This is a genomic window from Legionella nagasakiensis, assembly GCF_900639915.1.
Lineage (GTDB): Bacteria > Pseudomonadota > Gammaproteobacteria > Legionellales > Legionellaceae > Legionella_A > Legionella_A nagasakiensis.
The window spans coordinates 40,127-56,763 of record NZ_CAAAID010000011.1; the positions used below are offsets into that span (position 1 = coordinate 40,127).

A 16,637-nucleotide genomic window follows, 5' to 3' on the forward strand; every position below is an offset into this window, starting at 1 on the left:
TACATCAAAACACAAACCTCGCGATAAAGGAATAACCAATGACATGCCAAGGCTTAGGGCGCCAATTGCGCTTGCGCGAAAAATTATTAATGCATGGTGCTGAAACCCTTTCTGATATGGAATTACTGGCTGCATTTATAAGCTCAGGCCATAGCAAAAAATCCTGTATGCATTTAGCTCATGATTTATTGAGTCATTTGGGCGACATCAGAACCGTGCTTACTGCCGATTTGCCTGCGTTTCAACAAATTCCCGGACTTGGAACAGTCCGCTACGTACAATTGCAAGCCGTACGTGAATTATGTCGTCGCAGTGATTTAATTCACTTGCAAAAAAATGGAAAATTAACCAATTCCCAACAAACTTATGTCTTTCTAAAACGATGTTTAAGAGACAAGAAAAATGAAACGTTCTCTGCCATTTTTCTTGACAGCCAGCACCATGTATTGGCTTATGAAGAATTGTTTACTGGCACCATTGATAGCGCCACAGTACATCCCCGTCCTATTATTGAGCGAGTATTAAGACTCAATGCTGCTGCATTAATTCTCGCACACAATCATCCCTCCGGAAATGCAGAGGCGAGTCGGCATGATCTTGCTGTTACTGATCGTTTACGTGACGCCCTGGCATTGGTCGATGTACGGTTGCTGGATCATCTGGTTATTGGCGATAATGAAATCTATTCCATCATGAGTGCAATTAAATGGGCGTGTTAGAAGCCATTGACGGAATAGCTCTATTTAGCATAATATTGTTCTAATTTCATTCAAATGACTTAAGTCCTGATTCAAAAAATCGGTAAGATAGTATGCCACCACCAAGAATTAGCGGGTTATTAAACAATTGCGCCTTATACAGTGCATTGCCAGAATTATTGCGTGGAATTCATCAATTGGCTGAACGGGAAGCGGCAGGAACCTTGGCAGAATTGATTGAGAACCCCATTTACTTATCTTATCAAACGCTTAGAGAAACATTTGGCCGATATTATGGCATCGATGGTCATGAAGCCTTTAATTGGCAAGCCTTGGATTCCTATTTAAATTCACGCTCATTTTATGAAAATGAAATCATTTTTTCTCCCGTTTTAAGGCATTTTATTGCAGAGGTTGGTTTAGCGGACGACTACGATGTTGCAAGTATTGGGCTATTAAGAGATGTACAAGCCAATGGTGCCTATAATCATCTTCATTACATGGAAGCAGCTGGTTTATTGCATGATCAATTCGGCATTTCAGTGCAAACGTATGAATACATCACCAACCGTCATACTGAAAATCCGAAAGATAATTATAATTTGGTTGGCGCGAGAAAAACGACTCGGCGTCCTTATCCATTTGGTGAAACACCCACCATTGATTTTTATTATCGCGGGGCTCATTTTGAAATTCAGCCGCATGAAAATCTGGCTGAAGCAAATGCGGCATACATTCGCGAAATTGGCCTCTTGCCGGAAGAGCTCAGGCGAGTTCATGATAACATCAGCTTCTCCCAGAGCGCTTATAAATCCAACCAAGCTCTTGGCCAGTTATTTGTATACGTAAACCGTACGTTTACAGAAGCGCTAAATGCAGCACAGATTGCAAACAGGCCATCTTCTCGCATTTTTGACACTTACTTTGTTAATCTCGAAGAGTATGCAGCAAAAGGCCGAGCATTTCATCAAGATACCTACGATGGACGCCAAACCTTTGCTGTTATCCTTCTTTACATTGCAGCAGACCATTGTAATAAGTATGCAGAAACTTTATTGCTTCATATGGATAAGCTTAATCACCTAGCACATGACGATGAACCTTTGGCCGCTTATTTCCTGGACAAGTTGTCTTCAGCCATCATTCATTCCCCAACACAACTGAATGACCAAGCAATCGCCAGCATGATCGCTGAAATCCAGCGCTATCACGAACAACATAATGCCTTACAATTGATGCTGCAAAGCGAACTTCATGAACATCAACAACGACTTATAAAAGCTGCCCAGAAAACAATGAAAGAAGCATGGCAGTGTTATAAAAAAACAAAAGAGGAACGATTCCTCGAAGTCATTAAGCAAACACAAGCAATTGCATTGGAACCAACACCTGAGCGCATGCAACATTACGCACGTTTAAAAACACAGATTGAAGGGAAAGGTAGTCTAGGTAAACTTATCGCCGGTCTCATGTTTACAGTATTAGGCTGTGCATTACTTGTGATTTCTGCCCTCTCCTTTGCCGGAAGTTTTGGACTTGGCACGCCCACAGCCATTGCAACAACCGTCGCTGGTGCGGCCTTATTAAGCGCAGGCGTTGCTTTTTTTAATGCGAATCGAGATAAAGGCCTTTATAAGAAAATGAAGCAAACTAACCAAGAAGCTGAAACCTATCTACAAAACAGAAGTATTCCTGCAAGCTGAAATTAGCAATCCCAACACTGACATTGGACTTTTCGCAAGACTCAACCATAATAAATGTCTCAAACCTTCAACCGATTCACTGGTAATAAAAACAACATAGGAGAATATTATGAAACGCTCGGCTACTGCGGTATGGAAGGGAGATTTAAAAGACGGCAAAGGAAATCTAACCACAGACAGTGGTATTCTTTCTGATACCCTGTACTCTTTTAAAGATCGTTTTGAAGAAGGAAAAGGAACCAATCCCGAAGAATTGATAGCAGCCGCCCATGCTGGTTGTTTTTCGATGGCACTTTCCGGGCAACTGGCAAAAGAAGGATTGACCTCTGACCATATAAAAACAACAGCAACCGTGACCTTGGAAAAATTCGACGATGGCTTTGCAATTCCAGCCATTCATTTAAAAGTGAGTGTACGTATTCCAAATGCCCCGCAATCCATCTTCGATAAGGCAGCGCAACAGGCTAAGGAAAATTGTCCAGTCTCAAAATTGATGCGAGCAAAAATAACGATGGAAGCCACCTTGGAAAACTAGACGTACATTCTGCAAATACTGATTCAGAACTTCGCGGAAACTCAAGGCCATTGAGGAATTCCGTGAGTTTTGTCTATCTTTCTTTCACGTAAATACCGGGCGCCTCTTCGAGAATCTTATATCCTTTTTCTGGAGCACCCATCGAAGGAGGAGCGCTTTTAGAACCAGACTGCTCTGCTAACCAGCGATGCCAAGCTGGCCACCATGAGCCAGCGCGGCTTTTATGATGTTGATACCATTGATCAGGCATTTTATAAGGAGAATTAGGAGATGTTTTTCCCATACGATAACTGCGACCTTTATGGCCAGGTTCCGATACAATGCCGCCATTATGCCCACGGTTCGCTAATATAAACGTTACTTCCGCAAACTCAGTATAAAGATGGATTTTATAAACAGACTTCCAGGGTGCGATGTGATCCTTTTCCGTAGCCACAACAAATAAAGGCGTTTGAATGTCTTCCAAAGTCACTGGCTCACCATCAATACGATACTCACCTTCTGCCAAATCGTTATTCAAGTGCAAATGGCGTAAATATTCAGCATGCATTTTATAAGGAAGGCGGGTGGAATCTTCATTCCATGCCAGCAAGTCATTCATGGAATGTCGTTCACCCAGCAAGTATTGCTGCACGGCTTTTGACCAAATCAATTTTCTCGGCCTTAACATGTCAAACGTAGAGGATAACTGATCACCACGCAAATAACCTTGCGAAAACATGATATCTTCCAAATAACACAGCTGATTTTCATCAATAAACGTCATTAATTCTCCTGCTTCCTCAAAATCAGTCTGAGCAGCAAACAATGTGATGGTTTTTAACCGATGATCATGATGTCTTATAAGGTATGAAGCAGCCATCGTCAGAAGGGTGCCACCAATACAATACCCCGTTGCGTGAATTTTCTTCTGTTCTGTGATTGCGGTTACGACATCTAAGGCCGCAAACACTCCCTTTTTTAAGTAATCCTGCATGCCATAATCTCGATACCGTTCATCCGGATTTTTCCAAGAAATCATAAATACCGTATGTCCTTTCTTAACTAAGTAATTGACCATGGAATTATGTGGAGATAGATCAAGAATATAGTATTTCATAATCCAAGCGGGAATAATTAACACAGGCTCAGGATAAACCTGCTTTGTTTGTGGGGTGTATTGAATCAGTTCAAAAAGCTCATTACGATAGACAATGTTTCCCTTAGTAACGGCGACATCCTTACCAACCACATAATTTTCCGTTCCTACCGCCCGCTTTCCTTTTAAATACTGCCAAAAATCATCCTGAAAATTCTGCCAACCATCAAGCAAATTTTGTCCCTGAGTTTCGATCGTTTTTTCCAATACTTGAGGGTTTAAAAAAAGATTATTTTCTGGAGAAAGTGCGTTAATCCATTGATATCGTATAAAAGAAACAAGTTCCTTATGATTTTTCTCAAGACCACGGATGTCCGTTGCCTCTTGCCACCAATCTTCCATCTGTAAAAAACTTTGCGCTACCGCACAATATGGCCATGTTGTCCAAGCGTCATCTTTGAAGCGTTGATTAAATCGTTTATCTTGGGTATCAAAGCATTTGGTTTCTTTTTTATAGGTATAATCGATAATATTTTCTAAAAAATGAGTCATTTTCTTGCCAGCACTTTCTAACAATTGCAACTGTTTATTAGGCGACATAAGTGTATGAACACACCAATCGGTGTAAGCAATCATAAGTGCAGCCGGCGATAACCCTGTTGTCATTCGACCTAAATTGGCATGCAAAATACGGTCAAGAAATTCAGCCCGTTCAATTTTATTATTTTTTAATAATAGATTATCGGCCATTTCTTCCAGTGCAGAATTTAGATTTTCCTGAGCCGTAACAATCTCTTTCGCCAGCAAATCGGCCATTTTATCCTTCCTTCCCTGTGCCATAATTTAAAACTCCATATGTTGCATCGCACAATGAAAGCATAGTCAAAAAACCCAGACTTTACCATCTTTTATTGAATCTTATGATAAATCATTATGTGATTAATTTGTAAACAATAAGATCTTATTGTAAGATAATAATATAAAAATAAGACAAGGATGCCGATATGAAAAAATTAATCATCTCAGTTTTTCTTTTGATTTCAATCAGTTCATTAGCTGCGTGTGGATTTGGTGGCAGTTGCGATATGTGCGGTGGCAGCAGTTTGTTATCGTTCAATTATCCGACAACCACCTGCTGCAGCACCACCCCTTGGTAAAACAAAGATAAACGAACAAGAAAAGTGTGCCGCTAAAGTTTACGCTTAAAATGTTTGACGCTTGTTAACAAATTCGCTAAAAATAGAGCAATAGCTGTTATTTACGAGCACCGCAGTGCAGTATACATAGAAGTATATGAGCAGCGGAGCACAGGAAATGACAGCTAGTGTTCATGTTTAGTAGAATTTGTTACAAGCTCTTATAATTTAAGCGATTGACTTATCAGTTGATTGTATTCCTCTTCTTTGGCTTCTGTGCCTTGATAAAAATTATTAATCACGCGCCGAATTTTTCCATCGTTTGTCTCAACAATCCCCGTTGCTTTAAGACCATGGAAATCAGACGCAGCAGAACAGAAGAAACCAAATCTTGATTTACCATGTTTCCAAGCACCATCAATTCCAAGCAACCGCTGAACACTCAATAAACGACTGGTTCCTACATAACTACCCCCAGCCATCACAGCAGCCTTATTTTTTGATTGACCATAAGCTTTATTATGTGCTGCTTTGACCACACCATGCAGATTGGTGGTATGAGTTATTCGACTTTTTGCCACTGTTAATTCCTGCAACAAATCATCACAATATTTGATTTTTGCTTCTTTTCTTGACCAATGGAATACATTAAAAAAATAGCTCCAGCTTTTTTTCTCCTGTTTTAATTCGGCTGAATAATCAGTAACCAATTTTATTATTCTGTCTAATTTACGTTGCAGTGTGTTTTTTATACTTAAACGCTGTCTGGCCAGAGCCACTTCTTCCTGTGCAGCCGCTTCTTCTTCTGCCGTATCACCATGCATGGTTTGCCACAACTCTAAAGCACGGCGTTGCAAGGCATCTATGGAGTCATTAATCGTCGCCAATTCGTCAGGAACACTTTGGGCTGTGGCCGAACTGGGATATGCATCACGATTATAGCCTGCTTGCCTAACCAAGGTTTGTATTCGCTTTTGTTGTTTTTCTATCTCAAGCAGCTGATCCAATATTAATTGCGGATCACAAGGAAAACCTTCTTTAGGCGAGCGCCGTTGTTTAAAACACCATGCTTCAAAACGGTTATTAATAAACGCAAACGCCTCTTCGGTTGCAGCCTGTGCTTCTTGTGCTTGCTGTATTTGTATGATTCTCAGTGCCTGTAATTGCTTCTCAAGTAGACCGTCTACACGTTTCTGAAATTCTGAAATTCTTTGGGAAATATTTCGAGTCAAATTCTGAGTTGCGGCAACTCTCCCCTCGGCAGCTTGTTTTCTGGTCGCTTCTTTAATAGCCGGTAAATCGTATTGTGCTGAAGATTCTCGTCCATCCTTATCCACAATAAAATCAACCACAACTTCCGAGTGCAAGAGTCTTAAATAATGAACGAATTCTGCATGTGCATGGCGCGCTGCGTCTGTATTGAATATCGGTTTCGCCGAAAATTTCTGCAGACCTTCGATGAGTTGTTGTAATAAAGCTAAAAAATCAGCACCTTGAAACTGATGTTCATCGGCTTTCTTGTATCGTTCTATTGCCGCCGCATACTTGCTTGATAATTGCGCAAATTCCACGTCCAACCCAAGACTTGCAAACTCTTTTAACTGTTTAAGCAGCGGTTCTTTGGTAAAATAATTGGGATGGTTATAAAGCAAGAAAATTTGAAGATTTTGCATAATGAATTAAATCCTGTAAGTACTTGGTTGAATTTTATAGGTTTCCATATTCTTTATAACGACATCCCTGTCTCATTAGACCTCTTGCATAACCTGATTATTTTATTTTAGGGCAAGACGCAAACGATTTTGAGGAGCGGAGTTTACATGGAGTAAATGAGCACCGCAGAAATGTTTGCAACGCAGCGATAAAACGAAAGAGAGAGGTTATGCAAGAGGTCTGTTTTTCCCTTTTAAATAAGCCTGATAACTTTCCTCTAAGGCTACTTTCAAACCAGGAGCATAAAAACCATGGCGAGAAACAAGCCTAAGTGTTTTTTTCATCTCATGTATCTTTGCCCTGGATGCAGAAAGCGTGAATACTTCCTCTTCTGCTACCGCGTCTATTTTCTCCCTTAAAATGTCATGCTTAGATTTTGCAACCCCTGCCGCAGAAAAAAACGTCAGTTTCCCTGATGTTTCTGGAAGAAAAGGTTTACCTTTCAACACGCATCGCTTAGCATGATAATAAACGTGAATTTCCCTGTAAGTAAATTCAGCCTTAGCGGTATTTGCATATATATCCAGCTCGGAGTGCCTCTTAATCTCAGCACAATGACAAGCCAGCGCACTTCTCTTATGACTTCCAGAAAAGATGTTCAACATCTTACTCAACTTAGCGCTAAAATATGCCGCCAGCGGAACAACAGTAACCGCAGTTGAAAAAGCTGGCCATGCGGTTTGCAAAAGACCGGGAGAAAAAACACCAACGGCAGGCATTATAGCGAGAGGAAACAGCAAAAACAACGCATATTGTGCAAATTTAGGATTATCTCCCAAATATGAAAAAAATCGTGATAAATCCGAGTCATTGTGGCCCATGACTTGATCACCAATATACGAAAGAAGAAGCGTCAATAAGTAACCAACACTCATTATCGATAATAAGGCATACGGGAGCGAGGACAGACTAAGTGCTGGTGAACATAATAAAAATAAAAGCAACAGCAATAACATAATTCCAGTGAGCAATTTATGACTGGCTGCAAATCGCGCGGCGGGCAGAACGCCATAACGAACAGGAACCAAGGTGGTGTAATAAACAGCACTGCGCAATAATGCATACAACCACACATTCCGTCGCCGATTTTTTTTATTATCTTCCTCGGTGTCTAAACCTAAGAATCGAGTATTAGCATACCCTGCATAATTTAACGCGTGATCGGTAAATCGATTCAAACCTTTCCGATCTGGCGGCGGAATCACATGCAGCAGATGCCAGTCTTTCTTCCAGACCCCAAAACGGGAAATTGGATCATTACTCTGTCTTTGAATGTAAACCTCCGGTTTTTCCGTCAGTTCATCCCAACGATCAAAACGGCTCTTTCTTAACCAGGGATCATGCAAGCCAGGCGGATTTAAAGCATCTACCCTTGATAATTTATCCCCTTGATCAATCGCTAATAATAAAGAGAGCGCGCCGCCTAAGCTGGTTCCACAGACATGCACCTTTTGTGTTTGGCTTTCTAACCAGCGACGAATGTTATTGCGTCCACTACGATATAACTTTTTTCCTGCCGTTTCAAACGCTTCCAAATCCGTGTTGACCGTTGTATAAAATCCTTGCCCCGCTGGATACGTGGTGCCCATGAAGAGCAAATGAAGTGCAGCTTGAGGATGGTGTATTGGCTCCAACCCATAAGCAAACACGCGGTCATATTCTGACAGTACCAATGTTTCAAACCCAGCAGTTGGCGTCAGTTCTATCGGCACGACTTTGTAATCAACCAATTGCCAACGACCCTCCAGCCACTGCGGGATGGCAAACGATTCGTAAGGGTTGATATCGGCATACGGTAGATACATCAAACAATTATTAATAAATAATTTTGCCTGATTGAGTTGCAGTGCGGTAAGAGAAGCATCTTGTAATTGCGAGAAAACGTGCTTAAATCCCTCCTGAAAAGCAAGCCGCAATCCCCGGGTAATGCGGGGATCGCGTGCGACCAATACCGCATTAAATGTCTGCCAGGAAATAAGATCCGTCCAGTTATCCCGCCATCCCATCATCACAAGCCGCAAGACATTCCTGGCTAAAATAATGGCTCTATCCTCAGCAGAACCTGAGTGCCCCGTTTCAAATTCCGAAGATTCAAAAAAATGTATGGCAAGCCCACCGGCGTATTGTTCTCCTGTACGCATGGTTCATCCCTAAGAATCACAAAAAGTAACGGCGTATAATCACTATAAATCAGTTATGCTTATAAAAATAGGACCTTAATTAAGAGGGCAACAAGGAGATTAATCCCGATGAATATTTCTTTATGTGATAAAAATTTCTGACAAAAAACATCGACAACATAGATTGTTGATTTTTTAAATTCCAATGCATAAAATGCTTTAAAGTAGTTTATGAGTAACCTCATGAAATCAAATAGATTTATAATTACAACCATACTTTTTTTCTTATCTAATTCAATCTCGGCGCAAAATGATATTTTCCTAAATAAAAATAGTCAATATGGACTTATATTTGATCTGGGATGGTCTAAAACAAGAGATATAGGAGAATACACAGCATTTCCTCTTGGCTACAGTACCTTTATCTATAATCCTCTAAAAAAAACAAATTATCCTGCACGGTATGGCGCTACATTTAGTAAAATCATTAAAGGATCTGAAAAGAATTTATTGCAAGTAGGACTTAGTTACCATCAAATTCAAAGAATGAACGTCGATGGTAAATTATATCAAGGCATTTCTCCTCCTTATTATATGTCTTCTTATTCTTACAGGATAAGAAGTGCTCAATTACTAGCTGAAGGGAAATGGCTTCACGAATTTCATCACCGCTATTTTCCTTACTTAATTGGTGGGGCAGGAGTCGCTTTTAATAAAGCCCAAGATTTTACTACGAGTATTCCGGATTATTTAACAGTCACGCCTTCCTATGGCAATCATTCTAACATGCCTTTTAGTTACACCATAGGATTAGGCTTGGATTATTTATTAACGCCCAATATCTCAGTAGGGTTGGGATATCGTTTCTCTGACTTAGGTACGGTTAAGTTAGGCGCAGGTTATATTAGAAATACAAAAGTGCCAATATCTCCTTCACAACCACATTTATACCTTAATACACTTCTTGTATCAGTTAATTGTTTTTTGTAAGGGATTAAAATGAAGTCATTATTTGTTTGGAAAAATAGACTTATCTTATTGATGTTAACGTGGCATCTATTTGTTTGTTCTGCCGCTGCCAATAATTTACCTTTTATTATAACGACCCAACCTAATACAATCCTTCCTTCGGAAGTAGCAATTGGTTTTCCAGTACATGCTATGTACAAAATCAAGAACCCTAATAATATTAAGGCAGTGAATGCTAAAATTGTTTCACTGCCTCCACATACTTCAATAAAACCAGGAGGATGTGGTTCTGTTTTTACCTTAGCGCCAGGAGAAAGTTGCACACTGACTTTAAATGTTTCAGCAGATGGCTTATTAGTGGGAAATGTTATCAGTGGCGCTTATCTACCTAATGTATTGATGGCTTGTTGGAATGATGGTGTCAGTTGCGCAGGCGTTAATAGTGAAAATGACATACTTCAAACGGTTGTTATTCCTCCTCCCAATCCGTTGTATCAACAACTTTTAGAAGACGTTTTAATTAACGCTGATCTTTGGGGGAATAAGCCGGAAATATTATCTGCCAATTATGGTTTTGAAGGAATTGAGGGTGTTCCAGGCACGGAATCAGCCGTTATTGCTGCTGGCGGTACATGGGAATTGATTACCACACCCGGTGCTCCTTATGCCGCCTATACTACCTCTCAAACACCGCAAGACGTAAGTATTGGTTTCGGGTATCCAACGAATCACGCTGATGCCATGCCAATTTGTTTTAGCTGGCCCGTTCTGCCAAGTACTGTTAATCCGACCGATTTTCGCTTAACCCTGAACACAGGAAGGGTAGTAAGGCCCGAAGTTGCCTCCATTTCACCAAACTTATTATATAATAAGCGAAGTTGTGTTGTTATTTTTGGCAAGTTTGGTAATAGATTGCCTCCAGGAACCCCTGGTGCTGTTTATCCCACCAAGGTAACGATCGTTGATAATGGTACGACGTTAATGCTTGTTGGACCTAAGGGCCCAGTCAGTGCAGTTGGGTTAACCAAATCCTCTGGAAATCCTTATCAGGTTGGTGGTGGTCCTAAACTTATTGGAGCAAAGCTGAGTGTTATGTCAGAGGCAGGACAAGACGCTCCACCTGCATTTCGTGAAAATATTCCCAATGGAGGAATTGCCTTATATGGTGACGATGCACAATATCGTTTACGCATTTATACAACCGCTGGCATATCACCTGATGGAGTTGCTGCTATTTGGCCTACTGATTTTAGTACCTTCTTTCGTGTTCAAGTTGTAGATCAAGGTGTGACAAGCTGGCTTACTGAAACCGGTACTCCTTATATGTTTTCGAATGGTACAATAGAGGTGGTAGGTCTTGCAGATTTAGGAAAGGCAGGCACACCACTAAACGATGCATACGTAGATGATCGAGATAATTATCTTGATATTATTTTGAAAGGTGACGAGGCTGCTATGAGAAATATTACGGCAGTAGAAATTCCGGCAACAGCACCTTATAAACCTTTTTATAACCCAGGAGGTCCAGGCAATAACCCTACACCCGGGGTAACCTACACATTTCCAGGACCTCCCTGGACACAACCAGTGACGATTGCCTTAGATGATCCTTTAACGGTAAATTATCCTTAATGAGTAGAGAAGAGAATCAGTCCATATTAGGAGCATCAAATCATTGTGCATAAAACCGATGCTCCGCAATTACTACAAGAAAGCATTTATCTTCGTCATTTCGGCTTGATTCTTCTTAAAGAACAAACACTTGATGCATTTATTCAGCATCTTGAAGCACAAAATATCGCCTTCGAAATACCACTTAAAACCTGTTTTGCCCAGTCAACCATAGAACATCACTCTTTTTTCCTCAAAGATCCCAGCAATAACTTGCTTGAATTTAAATATTACACCCATCTTTCCGCCATCTTTGGTGAAAGAGATTTTAAAAAAGTTGGCGAGCAGCCATAAAAAATCTTTATACTCTTTATACAATGAGTGGCAATTCATTTTTTGTAAATAAAATAAACATATCCTACACTTTAAAATAATGCTCTCTCTCGGAGATTAACCAATGCCAATGCCATTCCTGCAATGTGGAGCTTTTAAAATTGCGCCATTTAAGCAATCCGATGTCCCACCTTATGGTGCTTTTGCGAATACAACCAAAGCCGGAATCTATCCTATTCCCCAAACCGTAAGCATTGGTGGTCAATCACATTCCTTTACTTGGCCCTCTTCGGAACATGCGTTTCATGCGCAAAAACTGCTTTTTGCATCCTCGCAATTACCACCCAATGACCCAAGACAGCAGCATATATTAGCAGCGCTAAAAAAACTGGAAACCACTAAAGCAGGCGCTGGAGAAGAACTTGACCCTAGAAAAGATTTCGCTCCTATTGCTGCGGATTTAAAGGCAAAAAAAGGTGTCGATATTTATGACCTCATGAATAACCCACCCTCATTCACAAGAGAAACAGTACTAAACTCTTGTATGGAAAACGTATTAAGGGAAAAATTTGCTCGCTACCCGAAGTTGCGTGAAGCAGCCATGAATTGTGCACGCGAAGGTATAATCCCTATAGAATCAAGCCGATACGATTCCAATTGGGCTTCTGGTAATGACGGTAATGGCGCAAATAAACTTGGCATTGCTATTTTGAGACTGGGTAATCAATACTTAAGAGAAGCAGGTCAAGCTCATGAGATTAAAATTCCTGACCCAGCTGCAGAATATGCGAGACTCAAATCACAACATGGTTCGGCCGCGTTAACGCATGATAATTTGGTTGGCGATCACAATCAATTTTCTAACCCAAGCACGTGGGCAGCTCGCGCCGATATTTCTCCTGCGGCCACTCCCATGAGGCCCATGCCAAGCACCACGATGAGAAGTGCACCACGACCTGCTGCAACAACTATGTCTGCTCCAAGTCCCTTAAACATCTGGTTTGATAAGGACAGAGGTCATACAGTCGTGGAAACACAAAGGGGCGCTAATCTTCAATTGCATATCAAACAAGATGGAACGAGGAGCGTTATATTTAGAACAGGCCCAGGACAAGTCTGGCAAAAAGGAAGTCTTCAACATCCTGCAGCAGCCGCCTTATTGCGGCAATATCAAGCTCAAATGCAAGCACGCCCTACGGTTGCCCCCTCTAGAGCATCCCCAACCACCATGCCCGCTTCAACACCTCTAAACATCTGGGATGATACGAGAAGAAATCATACCGTGGTTGAAACTCATAGAGGGGCTAATCTTCAACTGCATGTCAAACGAGATGGAACAATGAAAGTTATGTTTCGTACGGGGCCGGGACAAGCCTGGCAAGATGGAAATATTCGACATCCTGCAGCAGCCGCCTTATTACAACGATACCAAGCCGCTGGCATGCCGAAAGCTAGTAATCCACTTCCCTCTGCCGCACCAACTGCCAGAGCATCTGCAACACATGTCTTACCGCAATCCGCCTCTACTGTAAGTTCAGCGGCCGTGGCAGCCTCGCATCGATTCCATAGGATGGCTCATCAACATCCTGGCGCCACACCACCATCGCAGCCATGGCGGCTAACACCAGAGCAAACAAAAAAAATAGGCGATTTGATTCGAACGCTCAAAGGTGAAATAGATAGCTCCTTTCCCTATCCAAATAAAGACCGCAAACAAGAAAAAGTAAACGCTCTAGAACAATTGTTAAAGATTAGTTCGGACGGTTCTGCTACATCTGCCGCTAAAGCTGTTGAAGATGTCTTAAAAACTCACCCTAAAGCTGCAGACGGCGTTTTTAGCACCAGAACGTCTGCCTTGCTGACCGAGATTGCAAACTCTGCACCAGCAACAAAAAGAGATCAAGATACGGATCACGCGCAAGCAAGATTATAAGCACTTAGCGCTCAACACGAATTAACGCGTCATGCGCTTTGGCCATTAATTGATGATAACGGTGAAGATGTTCGCTGGCGGCTATGGGAGAAGGTAAAATAACTTCCGAAAAACACAATGCAAAAACCAGTCGCCTGATTTCCCAAATGGTTTCCTGAAACGCTTCCACTTGCTGTTTCATTGCAGCACTGACTTTTAAATCCAGTTTTAAATTTTCGGAACTGATGGCAATGGGCGCAAAATGCTCCGTCATTTCATTGCGCAATTTTTCCACAAATTGAAAACCATTGATCGCTTGCACATGCGCCTGTTCAATTCTTGGAACAATGTCTCTTAGAAAACCGTAAACTTGCAATTGATGAAATAAATAAAGCCGTTGCGAATAGCGATACGCATGGAACAGGAAATAATCGCCTGCGATGACAATCATAATACCGATCACGGTGCAAATGCCGCGGTTAAGCACCATTTCAACCGGACCTTCCGGTGTCACAACTTCAACGGTTTGCGCCACCAGTAAAAACACCACCAGCGTGATAAAAAATACACAAATATCATAGCGGCCAGGATTGAGCGAAGCCACCACCATGCCAATCACCGCAAGAATAAAAAACACAGGGATAAGCCGATAATTCAATTGCAGCAAATAAAGCAAAGGAATCAAAAATAACAAGGCAAGTAAGGTACCGCCGATACGATGAATGGACCGTCGGATGATAAGCCCAGGCTCAACCCCAGAACTAATGACTAAGATGGTAAGAAAAATCCACCATTTATGAGGCAATGTAGAGAATGCATACATGATGATCGCCATGACAAACAGGATGAGTAAATGGCTAAATCGCGCGTATTCCAATCTTTTTTTTAAGGCAAGCGCATGCTGCATAACTGATTCCAAGAACGTATCGCTTTATTCAAACAACGGACAACATAGTGTTGCAAATCAGTCTCAGGCGTTATTCCCTGGTCAGGCAAATGACATAACGACCAATCCTTCATGCTTATTCTAAAGACATGCAAATGACTTTTTATTCCCAGCCAAAAGTCATCATTTTTCTTTTCATAAAAAAGGTTATCCAGCGCAAATTGAATATTGCGGATATTCACTGACATTCGATACGTATGGATTAAATATCTTTTAGGTATCAGTTTTCGGCAGGCACGCATCATGCCAAGATGATTGACCTCTTCTGCAAATGCGTGTTTATCCGACGCTGCAATAGCTGCATCAATATCGCCCTCCAAACATTGAATGAATTTTTGCATGGCTCGACACCATACATACAAATATTTATTGGGAAACAGCCTTAAGCAAATCACAACGACAGTCATGGACAATATACTGGCGGAGAAAATCCCAACAGCGACCTGGAGGTTAGCTGGTGGTTTTATGGTTAAAACCATAGCGCTGCTCGCCAGAATAAGCATGGTTAAATTTTTTAATTGCGGGAAAAATTTGAGGACTAGGTAATAAAGTGCTGCAAGAACGCTCAACGCATAAAACAAAAAAATAAATTGCAGAGGAGCAATGAGATAAAATGAAACACTGACCACCAGCATGGCTGCAAAAATAAATAACAGAAGAGATTCTTTTTCCTTAAAGCTCGTCATGGTGGGCATTTCATAGAATGATGCAACAATAAAAGGCGTAAAAAAAGCCATAAAATTGGCCGGCTTAAAGAACCAGTACACATAGACCATAATGGTTGCAATGAAAAACGCCTTATAAGCCGCAAGCCGCTGCAACGCATAAGGATCAACCTCATCCAGCCACTTATTCAGCTTTGATGTAAACATAGGCGCTGGTTCCAACTCGCAAAGGATAATTTGAATCGGGATCAGTCACTTTAATGATCACCGGCAAGCGTTGCGGCAACAATATCCATTGATTTTCATTAAGAACGTTTTGCAATTGAGTTCGGTTGTCCACTTCCTGCCGATTGGCAGACCAATAATCTGAATCGACAACACCATGAAACATTTTTCGTCCTAAATACATGCGTGGGAAAATTAAAGCTTTGGCGCCTTGTCTAACGTCACGCAAATCCGTTTCGTTAAAATTGGCCTGAATATAAATATCATCAATATCCACCAGCGAAAACAAAGGTTGATTAATGATGATTGGGGCGCCAACCGTATAAAATAAATTTTGAATCACACCGTTGCTTTGCGCACGTACCTCCGTTAAATCCAAATTAACTTCAGCAATTTTGAGTCGAGCACGGATTGCCTTAATTTCTTTTTCCTGTGCTTTAATGTAATGCTTGTCAATTTCTAACTGCTTCAGGGAAGCTTGCCATTGGTCTTTGGCGGCTTGTGTCTCTTGCTCGGAGTTTTGCAGCGTTATCAGTGAAACGGATTTCATCGCATATCCTTGGCGATATTTTTTATCATCCTGATCCAGCTTTATGTATATTTTTTCATGGTTTTCACTGATTTTCTGATCACGCTCATACGTGGTTTGTAAGGCCAATAATTTTGCCTGAGCAGATTCCATATCCGCCCGCAACTGCTCAACCACCAGTTGATAAGGTTCTTTAAACACCGTAAACAGCCGCTGACCCTTATGGACGTATTCGCCGTTTTTTACATCAATATGAGTAATAAAACCAGACACCTGGGCCGCCACAGGCCGAACATTGTTGACAACAAATGAATTATCGGTAAAAGGAAAAAGGAAAGAAAACACATAGATCAGTGCTGTCATTAATCCAATAAAAATAATGGCATTAGGCAGCGTTATCCAACGCTTTGCGTAAGAAAGCCTTTGTCTTACTCGTTGCAATGATCTAGAAAAATTTAGCATAT

Annotated in this window: 14 protein-coding genes; 8 read left to right on the forward strand and 6 right to left on the reverse strand. The window is 41.2% G+C overall.

The window, feature by feature from the left end:
* Positions 1–38 precede the first annotated feature (38 nt).
* The 3 genes from radC (at position 39) to E1O52_RS09615 (ending at position 2,936) form a co-directional block, all read left to right on the forward strand.
* Complete coding sequence (gene radC, locus E1O52_RS09605; protein ID WP_133128493.1) at positions 39–719, forward strand: RadC family protein; 681 nt, start codon at positions 39–41, stop codon at positions 717–719.
* A 92-nt stretch (positions 720–811) separates the two neighbouring features.
* The gene (locus tag E1O52_RS09610) at positions 812–2,401 is read left to right on the forward strand and encodes a hypothetical protein (RefSeq protein ID WP_133128494.1); all 1,590 of its coding nucleotides are present in this window, start codon (positions 812–814) and stop codon (positions 2,399–2,401) included.
* Positions 2,402–2,510: 109 nt separating this feature from the next.
* Complete coding sequence (locus E1O52_RS09615; RefSeq protein ID WP_133128495.1) at positions 2,511–2,936, forward strand: OsmC family protein; 426 nt, start codon at positions 2,511–2,513, stop codon at positions 2,934–2,936.
* Between the two features lie 73 nt (positions 2,937–3,009).
* Here E1O52_RS09615 and E1O52_RS09620 read toward each other — a convergent pair whose 3' ends face one another.
* Positions 3,010–4,854, reverse strand: coding sequence for a PHA/PHB synthase family protein (locus E1O52_RS09620; protein ID WP_207384198.1), 1,845 nt, complete (start codon positions 4,852–4,854; stop codon positions 3,010–3,012).
* A gap of 164 nt (positions 4,855–5,018) precedes the next feature.
* Between E1O52_RS09620 and E1O52_RS13205 the strand changes: the two genes are divergently transcribed.
* Entirely contained in the window at positions 5,019–5,171 is a 153-nt protein-coding gene (locus E1O52_RS13205) for a hypothetical protein (protein ID WP_165474771.1), read from the forward strand.
* Between the two features lie 200 nt (positions 5,172–5,371).
* On the opposite strand, the gene E1O52_RS09625 is transcribed toward E1O52_RS13205, so the two are convergent.
* Entirely contained in the window at positions 5,372–6,823 is a 1,452-nt protein-coding gene (locus tag E1O52_RS09625; RefSeq protein WP_133128496.1) for a hypothetical protein, read from the reverse strand.
* A 207-nt stretch (positions 6,824–7,030) separates the two neighbouring features.
* Positions 7,031–9,004 carry a hypothetical protein gene (locus tag E1O52_RS09630; protein WP_133128497.1) on the reverse strand — a complete coding sequence of 658 codons (1,974 nt, stop codon included), beginning with the start codon at positions 9,002–9,004 and terminating at the stop codon, positions 7,031–7,033.
* 222 nt (positions 9,005–9,226) lie between these two features.
* Here E1O52_RS09630 and E1O52_RS09635 point away from each other — a divergent pair, with 222 nt between their 5' ends.
* From E1O52_RS09635 to E1O52_RS09650, 4 genes are all read left to right on the forward strand, one after another.
* Positions 9,227–9,973 (forward strand): outer membrane protein, encoded by a 747-nt coding sequence (locus E1O52_RS09635; RefSeq protein WP_133128498.1) that lies wholly within the window; start codon positions 9,227–9,229, stop codon positions 9,971–9,973.
* Between the two features lie 9 nt (positions 9,974–9,982).
* Complete coding sequence (locus tag E1O52_RS09640; RefSeq protein WP_133128499.1) at positions 9,983–11,584, forward strand: hypothetical protein; 1,602 nt, start codon at positions 9,983–9,985, stop codon at positions 11,582–11,584.
* 45 nt (positions 11,585–11,629) lie between these two features.
* Positions 11,630–11,917 (forward strand): VOC family protein, encoded by a 288-nt coding sequence (locus E1O52_RS09645; protein WP_133128500.1) that lies wholly within the window; start codon positions 11,630–11,632, stop codon positions 11,915–11,917.
* 103 nt (positions 11,918–12,020) lie between these two features.
* On the forward strand, positions 12,021–13,829 hold the full coding sequence (locus tag E1O52_RS09650; protein WP_133128501.1) for an NADAR family protein: 1,809 nt from the start codon (positions 12,021–12,023) through the stop codon (positions 13,827–13,829).
* A gap of 4 nt (positions 13,830–13,833) precedes the next feature.
* Here the strand turns inward: E1O52_RS09650 and E1O52_RS09655 are convergent, their stop codons facing one another.
* The 3 genes from E1O52_RS09655 to E1O52_RS09665 are packed head-to-tail and all read right to left on the reverse strand — an operon-like array spanning position 13,834 to position 16,635.
* Positions 13,834–14,715: an FUSC family protein gene (locus E1O52_RS09655; RefSeq protein WP_133128502.1), complete on the reverse strand. Its 882-nt coding sequence runs from the start codon at positions 14,713–14,715 to the stop codon at positions 13,834–13,836.
* The gene (locus E1O52_RS09660; RefSeq protein ID WP_133128503.1) at positions 14,694–15,626 is read right to left on the reverse strand and encodes a hypothetical protein; all 933 of its coding nucleotides are present in this window, start codon (positions 15,624–15,626) and stop codon (positions 14,694–14,696) included. Before E1O52_RS09660 ends, E1O52_RS09655 begins: the two co-directional genes overlap by 22 nt.
* Entirely contained in the window at positions 15,604–16,635 is a 1,032-nt protein-coding gene (locus tag E1O52_RS09665; protein ID WP_133128547.1) for an HlyD family secretion protein, read from the reverse strand. Before E1O52_RS09665 ends, E1O52_RS09660 begins: the two co-directional genes overlap by 23 nt.
* Positions 16,636–16,637: the final 2 nt, after the last annotated feature.